This is a genomic window from Bacillus sp. T17B1, assembly GCF_026796395.1.
GTDB lineage: Bacteria > Bacillota > Bacilli > Bacillales > Bacillaceae > Bacillus > Bacillus spizizenii_A.
The window spans coordinates 18,055-34,108 of the sequence record NZ_JALAYA010000041.1; the positions used below are offsets into that span (position 1 = coordinate 18,055).

The following is a 16,054-nucleotide window of genomic DNA, read 5'->3' on the forward strand; positions in this document are numbered from 1 at the left end:
TAATAAACAAAATGATGTTAGAACTATTTTTCATTTTTTTCTTCATTTGCAATGTAATATAAAGGAAGAACTGCCGATATAATTTGTAAATTATTGAAAGAAGGTTCAATATGAAATGAAAAAAACACTCACCACTATTCGCAAGTCATCAATTGCCAGGAGACTTATTATTTCTTTCATGCTGATCTTAATTGTTCCCATTACCGTCCTCTCGGTAAGCGCTTATCATTCAGCAGTTGCCTCCCTTGATATACAGATGACACAAAGCGCAAAGGAAAATGTCCACATATTAGATCATATCATTGATGATAAAATCAGCACGACTGAAAAAAGCCTGGCGTTTTTCACTGAATGGGCTACAGCAGATAAGTTTAAGGATAAAAAGAAAACAGAGATGAAAAAGGAATTTAAACAATTTATCCAAATGAATGACAATGTCGCTGCAGTATTTTCCAGCAGTAAAGACGGGGATTTCACACGGTATCCGTACGCAGACATGCCGAGTGATTTTAATGCTTTAGAACGAGATTGGTACAAAGAAGCAATGGCCAATAAAGGCAAAACCATCGTTACTGAGCCTTATGAATCTATTTCAACAGGAAAAATGGTCGTCACCATTGCCCGCCAGACGGAGGATGGTTCAGGCGTTGTCGCCATAGATTTGAAAATTGATGACCTGGTCGCAACCACGAAAGGAATCAATATCGGTAAAGAAGGCTATGCTTTTATCTTAAGCCCAAATAAAAAAGTCATTGCGTACTCCGGAGAAAAAGCGGGAACAGAGTTAAAAGAAGATTGGGTTGATAAGCTCTACAAAAATAAAAGCGGCGACTTTGAATACACGCACCAAGGCAAAGAGAAGAAAATGGCATTTGCCACAAGCGAAACAACAGGCTGGAAAATCAGCGGTACGATGTATACGGACGAGATCCGTGAGGCTGCAAGCAAAGTTCTAACCATGGCTTCAATCGTTCTGGCGATTGCCATCGCAGCTGGCATTACGGCAATTTATTTTGTAATCCGGTCGATCACAAAGCCATTGAGACGAATTGTCGCATCAGCTGAAAAAATCAGTGAAGGCGATCTAACCGAAACGATTGAAATCAATTCAAAAGATGAACTCGGCGTTCTGAGCAAGAGCTTTAATCATATGGCCCACTCGCTTCGCTCACTCATTCACGGCATCAAAGATTCAGTAGACAACGTTGCTTCATCATCAGAAGAATTGACTGCATCCGCTGACCAGACAAGCAGAGCCACTGAGCATATTACGATGGCCATCGAGCAATTTTCAAACGGCACCGAAAGCCAAAGCGACAAGATTGAGACAACAACCGAGCAAATTAATGAAATGAACGACGGATTGGCTGAACTGGCGCGGGCTGCCGCAGTGATTACAGAAACATCTGCAGATTCCATAGAAGTATCAAGCGAGGGTGAGACACTCGTACAGAAAACAGCCGGCCAAATGAATGCGATTGACCATTCAGTAAAAGAAGCGGAAAAAGTGGTGATGGGGCTGGAAATCAAATCAAAGGATATCACGAATATTTTGCGTGTCATCAACGGCATTGCAGACCAAACCAATCTTTTGGCTTTAAATGCCGCTATCGAAGCAGCCAGAGCGGGAGAAAACGGACGGGGCTTCTCCGTCGTCGCTGAGGAAGTGAGAAAACTCGCGGTGCAATCAGCTGACTCGGCAAAGGAAATTGAATCACTGATCAGTGAAATTGTGAAAGAAATTCACACATCATTGAATGTGCTTCAGTCCGTAAACAAAGAAGTTGAAACAGGGCTTGTCATAACAGGTGAAACAAAACAAAGCTTCAAACATATATCTCACATGACCAATCAAATTGCTTCCGAACTGCAAAACATGAATGCGACAGTCGAGGAGCTGTCAGCGGGAGCTCAAGAAATCTCCGCTGCTTCAAATGATATCACAGCCATTTCTAAGAAAAGTTCGGAAGGCATCCAAGATATCGCCGCTTCAGCCGAGCAACAGCTGGCATCCATGGAGGAAATCAGTTCATCGGCACAGACGCTTGAAAGAATGTCTGAAGAACTCCGGGATCTGACAAAACGATTTAAAGTGGACAAAGAATAGTTCTTAATAACTATTAATTTATGAGGAATTAGTTACTTTCGTTAAATTTCTTCTTTTTTACTGTATATATTTACCCATTTCCTGCCGATATGAAGGGTAGCATAAAAAAGGAGAAATGAATGATGAAAAAAATACTCCAACTGATAAAACAAAGATCTATTACACGGAAGCTTCTCGTTTCCTTTCTGTCGATCCTCATCATACCGGTTGTCATATTAGCTGCCATTGCGTATCAATCGGCAAGCAGCTCGCTCGACAGACAGATGATGGGGAGTGCACTAGAAAATGTACAGCAATTAAACGAAATCATTAACTCCAGCATCGGTGAAAAAGAAAACAGCGCCGCTTACTTCAGCGAATGGCTGACAAAAGAGAGGTATAATGCAAAAAGCAATGCAAATATTAAAGAGAAATTCTCACAATATATCAGCATAAACAAAGATGTAGAATCCATTTACACAAGTGACAAAAACGGGCGCTTTACCCGTTACCCGGATCTTCAGATGCCGAGCGATTATAACCCGGTCGAACGCGACTGGTACAAAAAAGCGGTTGCGAATAAAGGGAAAGTCGTGGTTACAGACCCGTATAAAACAGCCTCTACGAACACAATGGTTGTGACAATCGCTCAACAGACAAAAGATGGTTCAGGCGTTATCGCAATCAATATGACGATTGAAGATTTGCTGAAAACAATTAAAAAAGTCAACATCGGCAAACAAGGCTACGCATTTATCATGACGAAGGACAAAAAGGTTGTCGCCCATCCTACTGAAACCTCAGGAACTGAATTGAAAGGCGACTGGACCGATCAAATGTTAAATGCTGATAAAGGCGATTTTCAATACATCATGGACGGCGATACGAAAAAAATGGCCTTTGACACAAACAAGTTAACGGGTTGGAAAATGGGCGGCACGATGTATTTGGATGAAATTCATGAGGCGGCCCAGCCTGTCCTTCATCTTGCTTTAATTGTCTTGGCCGCAGCTATTATCATAGGTGTTATTGTCATGACATTAATCATTCGGTCAATTACAACACCGCTGAAACAGCTTGTCGGTTCCTCTAAGCGGATCAGCGAGGGAGATTTGACTGAAACCATTGATATCCGTTCAAAGGATGAATTGGGCGAACTCGGCAAAAGCTTTAACAATATGGCGTCGTCACTTCGTTCTCTCATCCACGCTATCCAGGATTCGGTGGACAATGTTGCTGCTTCTTCTGAGGAGCTGACCGCATCGGCTGCCCAAACAAGCAAGGCAACAGAGCACATTACATTGGCGATTGAACAATTTTCTAATGGCAATGAAAAACAAAACGAAAACATAGAAACCGCAGCAGAGCATATTTATCAAATGAATGACGGATTGACCAATATGGCTCAAGCTTCTGAAGTCATCACAGATTCATCTGTTCAATCAACAGAAATTGCAAGCGAAGGCGGCAAGCTTGTTCACCAAACCGTGGGCCAAATGAACGTCATTGACAAGTCTGTTAAAGAAGCAGAACAAGTCGTACGCGGTTTGGAAACGAAATCGAAAGATATCACCAATATTTTGCGTGTGATTAACGGTATCGCGGACCAGACGAACCTGCTTGCCTTAAACGCAGCAATTGAAGCGGCGCGCGCAGGCGAGTACGGCCGCGGCTTCTCCGTTGTAGCGGAAGAAGTAAGAAAACTGGCAGTTCAGTCAGCAGATTCAGCAAAAGAGATTGAAGCATTAATCATCGAAATTGTGAAGGAAATCAACACATCTCTCGGCATGTTCCAGTCTGTCAATCAAGAGGTGCAAACAGGCCTTGATATCACAGATAAAACAGAAATGAGTTTTAAACGCATTTCTGAAATGACGAACCAAATCGCCGGTGAACTGCAGAACATGAGTGCGACGGTTCAGCAGCTTTCTGCCAGCTCCGAGGAAGTTTCTGGAGCGTCCGAGCACATTGCATCGATTTCAAAAGAAAGCTCAGCTCATATACAAGATATCGCGGCGTCAGCCGAGGAGCAGCTTGCTTCCATGGAAGAAATCAGCTCCTCAGCAGAAACCCTTTCGTCTATGGCGGAAGAGCTTCGCGATATGACAAAACGATTCAAAATCGAATAGTAAGCCATAACACCCGAGCCTATACGCTTGGGTGTTTTTTTTAGTTTTTTTATTAAACCTTTTATCCTAGTTTGACGATATTAGATTTAGCTTAAAGGAGGAGTCAACTAGAATGGGAAAAATTATAAAATGGATGAAACAGCCATCGATCAGCAAACCGCTTATTGCTGCCTTTCTGGCAGTGCTTATTTTGCCGGTTGGGGTTTTAGCATATTTCAGTTATCAATCAGCTTGGAACGCACTGGACAGGGAGCTTACGAATAGTGCAATGGGGAACGTTGAAGAACTCAACAGCACCCTGCAAAACAAATTGAATAACAAAGTAAAAGCAATTGATTATTACAGTGAGACGATCGATAAAGATATATTACAAGGAAAAAATAAAACCTCATTGAATGAGAAATTTAAGCAGTATGCTACATTGAATGCCGATGTAGGCGCAATCTATGTTGCTTCAGAAGGTAAGAAGCTTTACAAATATCCGGATAGCGGCGTTCCTAAAGGCTTCGATCCGACAGGGCGTGAGTGGTACAAACAAGCTGCTGCGAAAAAAGGACAGGCTGTTTTCTCAGAACCGTATACTGATGAAGCAACAGGGGATATGGTTGTCACAATTTCAAAACAATTAAAAGACGGTTCAGGGGTTATAGCACTTGATTTAAATCTGGATGAAGTGCTTTCCGCTTCACAGAGAATCAAAATCGGCAAAAACGGCTACGCCTTTATTACAACAGGCAGCAAGAAATATATCGCTCATCCGACGATTAAGCCTGGTACAACTGGATCAGGCGACTGGACAAACCAAGTATATTCCAAAGGAGAAGGCTCATTTGAATATACTTTCGAAGGCAAAGAAAAGAAAATGGCCTTTACGACAAATAAACTGACAGGCTGGAAAATTGCGGGCACGTACTTTGTCAGTGAATTGCAAGATGCTTCAAGCCCGGTTCTGAACACAGCGATTATCATTCTATGCGTGTCACTTGTCATTGGCGGCATACTTATTCTCTTTATTATCAGTGCCATTACCAAGCCGTTAAGAAAACTGGTTTCTACATCCGCAAAAATCAGCAGCGGAGATCTGACAGAGGTTATTGATATTCAATCGAAAAATGAGTTTGGACAGCTTGGGGAAAGCTTTAACGAAATGTCTGCCTCATTGCGTTCTGTGATCGGGGTTATTCAAACGTCTGTAGAAAACGTCGCTTCATCTTCTGAAGAGTTGACGGCAAGTGCGGCCCAAACGAGCAAGGCAACTGAACATATCACACTTGCCATTGAACAGTTCTCAGACGGCAATGAGGCGCAAAGTGAGAAACTGGAAACAAGCTCAAACCATCTTTCTCAAATGAACGATGGAATTTCAAAAGTGGCTCAGGCCTCTTCAACCATTACGAAGTCATCAATCAAGTCCTCCGAGGCAGCAGGCAGCGGAGAAAAACTCGTGGAGCATACAGTCGGTCAAATGAAAACAATCGACCAATCCGTTCAAAAAGCGGAAGCGGTGGTGAAGGGGCTTGAAACAAAATCGCAAGACATCACAAGCATCTTGAATGTGATTAACGGCATTGCTGATCAAACCAACCTGCTCGCATTAAATGCTGCAATTGAGGCGGCAAGAGCGGGAGAATACGGAAGAGGCTTCTCAGTAGTTGCGGAAGAGGTCAGAAAACTTGCCGTACAATCAGCAGACTCCGCCAAGGAAATTGAAGGGTTAATTAAAGAGATAGTCAGAGAAATCAGCACTTCGCTTTCGATGTTCCAATCTGTGAATCATGAAGTGAAGGAAGGCTTGCAGATTACTGACCAAACAGCGGAAAGCTTTAAACAAATCTATGAGATGACAACCCAAATTTCTGGCGAATTACAAAACCTAAACGCGACAGTTGAACAGCTGTCAGCTGGATCACAGGAAGTGTCAAGTGCGGTTGAAGACATTTCTGCAGTGTCAAAAGAAAGCTCAGCAGGCATTCAGGACATCGCAGCTTCGGCGGAAGAACAGCTTGCGTCCATGGAAGAAATCAGCTCTTCAGCTGAAACGTTGGCAAACATGGCGGAAGAACTTCAGGACATCACGAAGAAATTTAAAATTGAATCATAATAATGGAAAGAGAAAGCGGCATTAGCTGCTTTCTTTTTTGTTAAAAACAAAAATAAACAAAAAGAGTTCAAAAATAAATAAAGATAATATATAATGAAAACGGATACAAATAAAAGGGACGGAGGAATATCAAATATGGTGAAACATGTATGGGATTCAGAGCATGGTGCACGGCTGCCAAAAGGTGTAGAGGAATTGGTGTACAGGTCCAATCTGATTGGGTCAGATCGCACTGTCTGCAACTGGGGCGGCGGGAATACGTCTATGAAAACAACGGAAAAGGATTTCAGAGGCCGTGAAACAGACGTCATGTGGGTGAAAGGAAGCGGTTCAGATTTGGCAACAATGAAAGCGCATAACTTTACCGGTTTGAAATTAGATGACATCCGCCCGCTGATCGAAAGGGACCAAATGTCAGATGAAGAAATGGTAGACTACTTGTCTCATTGCATGATAGACAGCAAACATCCCCGTCCTTCAATTGAAACGCTGTTACACGCATTTCTGCCATACAATCATGTTGACCATACCCACCCTGATGCCATTATCAGCATTTGCTGCGCTGATAATGGAAAACAAATCGCTGAAGACATTTACGGAAACCGGTTTGTGTGGGTGCCATACGTTCGCCCTGGTTTTACTCTGTCTAAAATGATCGCTGAAGGCGTTGAGAACAATCCTAACGCTGAGCTTGTGTTGATGGAGAAACACGGCTTAGTCACTTGGGGGGAGACGTCTGAAGCATGTTATGAAAAAACGATCTCTATTATTCAAGAAGCCGAACAGTATATTAATGACCAAATCAATCCAAATGAGATATTCGGAGGAAAAAGATATCAGCCGCTGCCGGAAGATCAAAGAAAACAAATCCTGGCAGGCATCATGCCTGTGATCAGAGGCGCTGTAAGTGAGGAAAAGAAAATGATCCTTTCCTATGATGATCATGACGACGTCTTGGAATTTGTAAACAGTGTGGAAGCACCAGTGCTCTCGCAAATCGGTGCGGCATGTCCGGATCACCTAGTTCATACAAAACGGGTTCCGCTGTACATTGAGTGGAATCCGGAAACTCAAGATGTGCGCAAGCTTGTGGAACTGATCAAGTCAGGAGTCGAGCGTTTTACAACAGAATATCAAGCTTACTTCACACGCAATCAGCAGGAAGGGGATCAAATCTTTGAATCAGCCCCGCGAGTGATATTAATTCCTGGCATCGGAATGGTGAATACGGGAAAAAGTTATGCCATGTCTAAAGTGAGCGGCGCTTTATACCGGAGAGCCATCGCCGTTATGAAAGGGTCAACAGCTCTTGGTCGCTTTGTTTCTTTAAATGAAAATGAATCCTACCATGTCGAATATTGGCCGCTCGAATTATATAAGCTCACGCTGGCTCCGCCGGAAGCAGAATTTTCCCGTAAAGTAGTGTTGATTACAGGAGGAGCCGGCGGAATCGGCAGTGCAGCATGCCGCCGCTTTGCAGCTGAAGGAGGGCATGTGATCGCTGCTGATCTTAATATAGAAGGTGCTCAGAAAATTGCCGGGGAAATAAATGATGTATACGGAGAAGGACGGGCAATGGCTGTCAAAATGGATGTGACAAAGGAAGAGGAAGTTCGGTCAGCTTTTGAACAAGCGGCGCTTGCTTACGGAGGCATTGATATCGTCGTCAATAATGCCGGGCTGGCCACATCAAGCCCATTTGACGAAACAAGTCTAAAAGAATGGAATCTTAATATGAATGTATTAGGAACAGGCTATTTCCTTGTGGCCCGTGAAGCGTTTAAACAAATGAAACAGCAAAGCAGAGGGGGAAGCATGGTATTTGTCGGTTCTAAAAATTCGGTGTATGCGGGGAAAAACGCATCTGCCTACAGCTCGGTAAAAGCGCTTGAAACCCATTTGGCGAGATGTATCGCAGCAGAGGGTGGAGAATTCGGCATTCGAGTCAACTCCGTTTTGCCTGATGCTGTTCTTCAAGGGTCGGCAATCTGGGGGTCAAGCTGGCGGGAGGAACGGGCCGCGGCATACGGGATTGAGCCAGATCAGCTGGAGGAACATTATCGGAAACGAACGGCACTGCTCGTCAATATTTACCCGCAGGATATTGCCGAAGCCATCGCATTCTTCGCTTCTTCTAAAGCCGAAAAAACAACGGGCTGCATGATCACGGTAGACGGCGGCGTCCCTGCTGCTTTTACGCGTTAGATATATGCTATGATAGACAAACAATAAGACTGATTATGATATGAGGAAGGGCGTTACTAATGTTGGTAGCAGAACGGCAGCAAAAAATAGTGGAAATAGTGAATATGCGTTCAAGCATCCGCGTAACCGAATTAAGTGACATATTTTCTGTCACAGAGGAAACCATTCGGCGCGACCTTGAGAAGCTTGAGAAAGAACATAAACTGAGCCGGAGCCACGGAGGAGCGGTCAGTATTCAGCAGCAGGAATCAGAAGTTCATTTTTCTGAACGGGAAATCACAAATGTCATAGAAAAAAAAGCCATTGCTCACGAAGCGGCCGAATATGTAAAGAATGGAGACCGAATCATTCTCGATGCAAGCACCACCGCCTGGTACATGGCGAAAATACTCCCTGATATTGAGCTCACCGTCATTACAAATTCAATGAAGGCAGCCATTGAGCTCAGCAATAAAGAAAACATATCAGTCATTTCAACAGGCGGCATTTTGCTGGCAAAATCACTATCGTTTGCCGGCCCGTTAGCGGAGCGTTCACTTGAGACCTATCACGTCAACAAAACCTTTCTGTCATGTAAAGGCTTTGACATAAACAATGGGATGAGCGACTCAAACGAGTGGCAGGCGCTGCTCAAAAAACGAATGATTGAAAGGTCTGATCAAACCATTTTGATGGCCGATTCAAGCAAATGGGGGAACCGCGAGTTTTCACATATCGCCTCGCTGCAAGATATCAGCCGACTTATTACTGATGCTGGACTTGATCCGGTATCGGTAAAAGCTCTTGAAGACAAAAAGGTGAAAGTGACCGCTGTTCCCCTTCCGAAGAGAGGGTGAAAGAATGATTTATACTGCCATTGATATAGGCGCATCAAGCGGGAGGGTCATGGTAGGTGAACTGAAGGAAGGGAAGCTTGACATACAAGAGATTCACAGATTCGCTAACGGCTTTATTCAAAAAGACGGACATTGCTTCTGGGATATTGATCATTTGTTAAAACAAGTCCTGCAAGGGCTGCAAAAGGTGAAAGCGCTTGGGCATGAACACTGCACAGTCGGCATTGATACATGGGCAGTTGATTATGTCTTACTGGACGAAAAAGGAAATCGTTTGCGGGAAGTGATGTCCTACCGGGATCGAAGAACAGATCACACAATAGGCAAATTGGAACATAGCCTGACAAAAGAAACAATCTATCAAAAAACAGGAATACAATTCCAGCCTTTTAACACGATTTATCAATTGTATGAAGAAAAACGTGAGCTGCTGAAAAAGACAGATAAAGTGATGATGGTTCCTGATTATTTAGGTTATTGCTTAACCGGTAGTGCCGTAACAGAAATCACAAACGCATCCACAACACAGCTTTTAAACGTCTCAACCGGAAAGCTTGACCCTGAATTGCTTCAAGCCGTGTCTGTTCAGGAACAGCAATTTGCGCCGCTGACTGAACCGGGGCGTGAGCTCGGGATGCTGAGAAATGATTGGTTCCCGGATTATGATCTGCCGACTTGCAAGGTAATGACAGTCGCAACGCATGATACAGCCTCGGCTGTCATCGCTGCTCCAGGTGTAAACGATAGCTGGGCGTATATCAGCAGCGGAACATGGTCATTAATCGGGGTTGAAAACAAAATGCCGATATTAACCGACCTGGCTTTAAAAAACAACTATACAAATGAACGCGGCGCAAACAACACCATTCGCTTTCTCAAAAACATCATCGGCATGTGGGTGATACAAGAAGTAAAACAACAATTGCAAGCAGATTACTCTTTTCAGCAGCTTGCAGAAGAAGCACGAAAAACAGAACCACTTCAGCAGTTTATCAACTTAAATGATGAACGTTTCCTGAATCCAGACAGCATGATAGAGGAAATAGAACATTATTGCAGAGAAACCCGCCAAAAGATTCCCCGTACTGCAGGCGAACTTGCCTGTTGCATCTACAGCAATTTAGCCATCATCTATGCGATAGCCATCAAAGAGCTGGAAACGATCACAGAAAAACCGATTGAGCAGCTTCATATCATCGGCGGCGGAGCCCGAAACGATTTCTTAAATCAATTAACAGCAGACATAAGCGGAAAAGCGGTATACGCAGGGCCCATAGAGGCAACCGCCATCGGAAATCTGCTGATGCAAATGATTGCTGCCAAAGAAGTCAAAGACATAAAAGAAGCCCGGCAAGCCGTCAAAAATTCCTTTCCGATCAAAGTGTTTACACCTAAAGACATTGACAGAAGCACGATCATTCAGTCATTTCAGCAAACTGTTTTGAAAGCGCTATCTAAAAGGTAAAGAGGTGATCAGATTTGATTAGAAAAGCCAGTATCATGTTTGTCCATCAAGACAAGTACGAAGAATACAAACAGAGGCATGATGACATTTGGCCTGAAATGGCAGAAGCACTCAAAGCTCACGGAGCACACCATTATTCCATTTTTTTAGAGAAGGAAACAGGCCGGCTTTTTGCTTATTTAGAAATCGAGGATGAAGAGAAATGGAGAAAGATGGCGGACACAGAAGTTTGCCGGAGATGGTGGAAATCGATGTCGCCATTAATGAAAACAAATCCAGATTTCAGTCCTGTTTCGATAGATCTTAAGGAAGTTTTTTATTTGGATTAAAAAACTGAAAAAGGGAGAGAGCCGCATGACCATAAAAACCAATTATGACAGTGCAAAACAGGCATATGAAAAATGGGGAATCGATGTTGAAGAGGCGCTTCGGCAATTAGAGCAAGTGCCCATTTCAATCCACTGCTGGCAGGGTGACGACATTGAAGGCTTTGAAGTAAATAAGGGCGAGCTTTCAGGAGGGATTGACGTGACAGGCAATTATCCCGGAAAAGCGCAAACCCCTGAAGAATTAAGAAGAGACTTGGAGAAAGCTCTTTCTCTCATTCCCGGAAAGCACCGCGTAAACCTGCATGCGATATACGCAGAAACAAACGGGGAAAAGGTAGAACGTGACGAATTGAAGCCGCATCATTTTAAAAACTGGGTGAACTGGGCAAAAGAACTCGGTCTCGGTTTAGATTTTAATCCGACCTTGTTTTCACATGAGAAAGCTGCTGACGGACTCACCCTTTCACACCCCGATCCGACCATCAGGGAATTTTGGATCAGGCATTGCATCGCTTGCCGCCGTATTGGAGAATACTTCGGGAAAGAATTAGGCATACCTTGCTTGACGAATATTTGGATTCCTGACGGCTATAAAGATATCCCGAGTGACAGGCTGACACCGCGTAAAAGACTAAAAGAATCACTGGATCGGATCTTCGCAATGGAGATCAATGAACAACACAATCTTGATTCAGTCGAGAGCAAGCTGTTCGGGCTTGGTTCCGAATCATATGTTGTCGGATCTCATGAATTTTATTTCGCTTACGCTTTAACGAATCATAAGCTTTGTTTGCTTGATACAGGCCATTACCACCCGACTGAAACGGTATCAAACAAGATCTCGTCGATGCTGCTTTACACAGACAAACTTGCCTTGCATGTGTCCCGGCCCGTCCGCTGGGATAGCGATCATGTTGTGGTTTTAGACGATGAATTGAGAGAAATCGCTCTTGAAATTGTACGCAATCAGGCTCTCGAGAAGGTCGCCATCGGCCTGGATTTTTTCGATGCCAGCATTAATCGTGTTGCCGCCTGGACCATCGGAACGAGAAATATGATTAAAGCTTTATTGTATGCATTGCTTCTCCCGAACGGTTATTTAAAACAATTGCAGGAAGAGGGCCGCTATACAGAAAGGCTGGCACTAATGGAGGAATTTAAGACATATCCTTTCGGGGCCATCTGGGATTTCTACTGTGAGCAATTGGGCGTGCCGGTAAAAGAGACATGGCTTCATGATATAAAAGAGTATGAACAACAGGTGCTTTTAAAGAGAAAGGCATCTTCTCCAATTGTCTAATAAAAAAATCCGCCGCGGCATTGGCACGCGGGCGGATTTTCTTAGGCTTGATCAGCAGGGTACACAATTCCCATTTGCTTTCTTGCTTCTTCCATGATTTTCGCAGTGATCATTGATCGTTCAAATGTATTTTCTTCAGATTCCTGCTTGTTCTCTTTTATGAGCGTGACAAATTCTTCAGCTTCATAGAACATTGCCGGTTTAGGATCGTGAATCGAAATGTTTTCCAGGCGGCCATCGCGATAGCGGATTTCCACTCGCTCTGGCCGGTGAATCGTATCGATTACAATCGTTCCGTCTTCACCCTGGATTTCCGCCGGGGCATAGGAAGTTGAAATTTTAGAATGCATGAGAACAGCTTCGAACCCGTTGTAAGACAGAATGACGGTCCCCTCACCATCCACTCCGGAAGATAAAGCGTATCCGTTCGCTTTCACATCCTGCGGTTCACCGAACAGCACGACAGCAGGATAAATACAATAGACTCCGATATCCATTAATGACCCATTGGAAAGCTCAGGCTGAAACGCATTCAAGACGGTACCGTTTCTAAACGCGTCATATCGTGAGGAATACTGGCAGTAGCTCGCGGTAAATCTGCGAACATTGCCGATTTTATGTATGTGGTTTTTCAGCTCTTTAAAATTCGGCAGGAAAGTGGTCTTCATCGCTTCCATGAGGACAACGCCGTTTGCCTTAGCCGCTGAAATCATTTCTTCCGTTTCTTTTGTATTTGAGGCAAACGGCTTTTCGCAAAGCACATGCTTGCCATGGTTCATAAAGAGAACGGCTTGTTCCTTGTGAAAGGCATTTGGACTGGCTATGTATACGGCATCAAAGGAATCACTTGCCGCCATTTCCTGAAGGTCTGAGAAGGTATGCTCAGCGTTATGTTTAGCAGCAAACTCGGCAGCGCGTTCAGCCGATCTAGAATAAACAGCAGTCAGCTGAAAATCTTTTATTTCCGCTGCTGACTCAAGAAAGCGGTCTGTAATCCAATTGGTTCCTATTATTGCAAAACGTATCACTCTTATCGCTCCTTTTGCATGATATAGCTAAATTATAGCTTAAAAATAAGAAAAGCACATGATAGATCTAATCACATGTTTTAAGCAAGAAAGTTTTTCCAACGATTAGCTGTTATTATTTTTCATTATAGGTACGATAGTGTACAATTTAATTAAACTATATATGACGGAGGAACGATAGTGGAAATGTTGCAAACATGGAGCGGCAGATTCAAGCGATTCTTCTTGGACAATAAGTTTGTTTTATTTTTGCTTGTGCTGCTGCTGATTGGTTTAAATATTCTCGTTTTTACAAAAACATCATTTATTTTCACCCCGATTATTGTTCTTCTCAAAACGATTTCACTGCCGATTATTTTAACAGGCATTGTTTTTTACCTGTTAAACCCAGTCGTCGATTTCCTTGAGAGAAGAAGAATTAGAAGAATCTATTCTATTCTGCTGTTATATCTATTGATCATCGGGCTGATCACAATCACGATCGTGTCCATCATTCCTTTTTTAAAAGAACAAATTATAAGTTTGATTGACAACATCCCGAGATATGTGGATGTCGTAGAAGATCAGACCAAACAGCTGATTGGCAGTAACTTCGTCAATCAGGCCCAGCAAACAATGAACATCAATATATCTGATCTCGCAACAAAGGTTTCAGATCAGGCAGCGACGATTGTGAACAGCACATTTACCGGCGTTGGGAATTTTATCGGCGCTCTGACTGAGATTATCATTTCGATCATCACGGTTCCGTTTATTCTTTTCTATTTATTAAAAGATGGAAAGAAATTGCCGGTCTACATACTAAAGTTTGTGCCGACTCGATTGAAAGAACAGACATACACAGTCTTAAGCGAAATGAATCATCGGTTAAGCTCTTATATTAGAGGCCAGATCATTGTCAGCTTCTGTATCGGCTTTTTGCTGTTTATCGGTTATTTGATTATCGGGCTGGATTACGCTTCATTGCTTGCCGTCATTGCGGCTTGTACAAGCATCGTTCCGTATTTAGGACCGACGATTGCCATTACGCCAGCGATTATCATCGCCTTAGTGACATCACCGCTTATGCTGCTCAAGCTGGTGATCGTTTGGACCATAGTTCAGCTAATTGAAGGGAAGCTGATCTCGCCGCAAATTATGGGGAAAAACCTTCATATCCACCCAATTACGATTATTTTTCTGCTGTTAACAGCCGGCAAGCTGTTTGGCGTTGTTGGAATCATTCTAGCAATTCCGGGCTATGCAGTTGCCAAAGTCATTACGACACATTTATTTGACTGGTTTAAAATGCGGTCACATTTATACGACGAAGAAAAAAATGAAAATACGTCAGGTCATAAAGTGTGATTTTCGTTTATAGTTATATAAGACGGGCTTTCCATTTATGGAAAGCTCCCGTTGTGTAAAAAATAAATGTCTAATGGGGAGAATCAAAATCATGACTCTATGGGAATTGTTTGTAGCTGCCATTTTAGGAATCGTAGAAGGATTGACAGAGTACGCGCCGGTTTCTTCGACAGGACATATGATCATAGTAGACGATATCTGGCTTAAATCAAGCAATTTAATGTCAGAAGAAGCTGCGAACTCATTCAAAGTGGTTATTCAGCTAGGCTCCATTTTAGCAGTCGTTATCGTGTTTAAAGATCGGATTTTGAATTTGCTTGGCTTGAAAAAGAATATTACAAGCGACCAGAAGCAGGGACATAAATTAAGCATTGCCCAAATTGCCGTCGGGCTCGTGCCTGCAGCCGTTCTAGGCTTTTTGTTTGAGGATTACATTGATGAATATTTATTTTCCGTTAAAACTGTGGCCATCGGTTTAATCGCCGGGGCAGTCCTGATGCTATTTGCTGATTGGGTAAATAAACGAAAAGCAGCGACAGACACCCTCGACCGCATTTCCTATAAGCAGGCGATAGGGGTTGGCTTATTCCAATGTCTTGCCCTTTGGCCTGGTTTCTCGCGTTCCGGTTCAACCATTTCCGGAGGCGTTATTCTTGGATTGAATCATCGCGCAGCAGCTGACTTTACGTTTATAATGGCAATGCCGATCATGATGGGAGCAAGCTTTCTAAGCCTTGTGAAGCATTGGGACAGCCTAAGCTCAGACCTGATGCCGTTTTTCATCGTCGGCTTTATCTTTGCCTTTGTTGTCGCGCTGTTTGTCGTCCGTTTCTTCCTAAAACTGATTAACAAAATCAAACTCGTCCCATTTGCAATCTATCGAATCATTCTCGGTGTGATTTTACTTTTAATCATGATGTAAGATAAAATAAGGCTCTTTCCGGAGCCTTATTTTTTCTGTCAATTTAAGAGGAAACAGCTTGTTTTTCAAAAAAAAATCATCTATAATAAGTTTGACGTGTTACATACGGGGCCATAGCTCAGCTGGGAGAGCGCTACGCTGGCAGCGTAGAGGTCAGGGGTTCGAGCCCCCTTGGCTCCATACCTTTAAACCCTTATTTTATGAGGGTTTTTTTTGTTTTTTAGAAAAAGAATATTCGCTGAACCCTTTTGTTGATCAGAAATTGAACGGGCTCAAGCCGTCTTGTCTCAAAACACGATATTGGTC

General features: G+C 43.2%; 11 protein-coding genes, 1 tRNA gene and 1 pseudogene. 12 read left to right on the forward strand and 1 reads right to left on the reverse strand.

All coding sequences use genetic code 11. The annotated features are described in order from the left end of the window. Positions 1–115: 115 nt before the first annotated feature. The 9 genes and pseudogenes from MOF34_RS17380 (at position 116) to rhaA (ending at position 12,451) form a co-directional block, all read left to right on the forward strand. Positions 116–2,107, forward strand: coding sequence for a methyl-accepting chemotaxis protein (locus MOF34_RS17380; RefSeq protein ID WP_268401112.1), 1,992 nt, complete (start codon positions 116–118; stop codon positions 2,105–2,107). 266 nt (positions 2,108–2,373) lie between these two features. Then, positions 2,374–3,270, forward strand: a pseudogene (locus MOF34_RS21060) (cache domain-containing protein); the annotation flags it as partial. After that, positions 3,265–4,215, forward strand: coding sequence for a methyl-accepting chemotaxis protein (locus MOF34_RS21065; protein ID WP_419901037.1), 951 nt, complete (start codon positions 3,265–3,267; stop codon positions 4,213–4,215). The pseudogene MOF34_RS21060 and the gene MOF34_RS21065, both read left to right, overlap by 6 nt. Positions 4,216–4,327: 112 nt before the next feature. Next, positions 4,328–6,316 (forward strand): methyl-accepting chemotaxis protein TlpB, encoded by a 1,989-nt coding sequence (gene tlpB, locus MOF34_RS17390; protein ID WP_268401115.1) that lies wholly within the window; start codon positions 4,328–4,330, stop codon positions 6,314–6,316. 135 nt (positions 6,317–6,451) lie between these two features. After that, the gene (locus MOF34_RS17395; RefSeq protein ID WP_268401117.1) at positions 6,452–8,521 is read left to right on the forward strand and encodes a bifunctional aldolase/short-chain dehydrogenase; all 2,070 of its coding nucleotides are present in this window, start codon (positions 6,452–6,454) and stop codon (positions 8,519–8,521) included. 59 nt (positions 8,522–8,580) lie between these two features. Further along, on the forward strand, positions 8,581–9,357 hold the full coding sequence (gene rhaR, locus MOF34_RS17400) for a rhamnose catabolism operon transcriptional regulator RhaR (protein WP_268401119.1): 777 nt from the start codon (positions 8,581–8,583) through the stop codon (positions 9,355–9,357). Positions 9,358–9,361: 4 nt separating this feature from the next. Continuing rightward, the gene (gene rhaB, locus MOF34_RS17405; RefSeq protein WP_019715512.1) at positions 9,362–10,822 is read left to right on the forward strand and encodes a rhamnulokinase; all 1,461 of its coding nucleotides are present in this window, start codon (positions 9,362–9,364) and stop codon (positions 10,820–10,822) included. 14 nt (positions 10,823–10,836) lie between these two features. Next, positions 10,837–11,151 carry an L-rhamnose mutarotase gene (rhaM, locus tag MOF34_RS17410; RefSeq protein ID WP_019715511.1) on the forward strand — a complete coding sequence of 105 codons (315 nt, stop codon included), beginning with the start codon at positions 10,837–10,839 and terminating at the stop codon, positions 11,149–11,151. Positions 11,152–11,176: 25 nt separating this feature from the next. Further along, positions 11,177–12,451, forward strand: coding sequence for an L-rhamnose isomerase (rhaA, locus tag MOF34_RS17415; RefSeq protein ID WP_019715510.1), 1,275 nt, complete (start codon positions 11,177–11,179; stop codon positions 12,449–12,451). A 41-nt stretch (positions 12,452–12,492) separates the two neighbouring features. Here rhaA and iolU read toward each other — a convergent pair whose 3' ends face one another. Beyond that, positions 12,493–13,479 (reverse strand): scyllo-inositol 2-dehydrogenase, encoded by a 987-nt coding sequence (iolU, locus tag MOF34_RS17420; protein WP_019715509.1) that lies wholly within the window; start codon positions 13,477–13,479, stop codon positions 12,493–12,495. Between the two features lie 180 nt (positions 13,480–13,659). On the opposite strand from iolU, the gene MOF34_RS17425 reads away from it, so the two are divergent. The 3 genes from MOF34_RS17425 (at position 13,660) to MOF34_RS17435 (ending at position 15,928) form a co-directional block, all read left to right on the forward strand. After that, a complete protein-coding gene (locus MOF34_RS17425) occupies positions 13,660–14,826 on the forward strand; it encodes an AI-2E family transporter (RefSeq protein ID WP_019715508.1) in 1,167 nt (388 codons plus the stop codon). Positions 14,827–14,917: 91 nt separating this feature from the next. Continuing rightward, positions 14,918–15,748 carry an undecaprenyl-diphosphate phosphatase gene (locus tag MOF34_RS17430; RefSeq protein ID WP_019715507.1) on the forward strand — a complete coding sequence of 277 codons (831 nt, stop codon included), beginning with the start codon at positions 14,918–14,920 and terminating at the stop codon, positions 15,746–15,748. Positions 15,749–15,855: 107 nt separating this feature from the next. Next, positions 15,856–15,928, forward strand: a tRNA-Ala gene (locus tag MOF34_RS17435). Positions 15,929–16,054 lie beyond the last annotated feature (126 nt).

Bases quoted from the DNA above. Each gene is read 5' to 3' on its own strand.
- MOF34_RS17395 (WP_268401117.1), top strand. From the start codon at position 6,452: ATGGTGAAACATGTATGGGATTCAGAGCATGGTGCACGGCTGCCAAAA.
- MOF34_RS21065 (WP_419901037.1), top strand. From the start codon at position 3,265: ATGGCGTCGTCACTTCGTTCTCTCATCCACGCTATCCAGGATTCGGTG.
- MOF34_RS17430 (WP_019715507.1), top strand. From the start codon at position 14,918: ATGACTCTATGGGAATTGTTTGTAGCTGCCATTTTAGGAATCGTAGAA.
- tlpB (WP_268401115.1), top strand. From the start codon at position 4,328: ATGGGAAAAATTATAAAATGGATGAAACAGCCATCGATCAGCAAACCG.
- MOF34_RS17380 (WP_268401112.1), top strand. From the start codon at position 116: ATGAAAAAAACACTCACCACTATTCGCAAGTCATCAATTGCCAGGAGA.
- rhaB (WP_019715512.1), top strand. From the start codon at position 9,362: ATGATTTATACTGCCATTGATATAGGCGCATCAAGCGGGAGGGTCATG.
- rhaA (WP_019715510.1), top strand. From the start codon at position 11,177: ATGACCATAAAAACCAATTATGACAGTGCAAAACAGGCATATGAAAAA.
- rhaR (WP_268401119.1), top strand. From the start codon at position 8,581: ATGTTGGTAGCAGAACGGCAGCAAAAAATAGTGGAAATAGTGAATATG.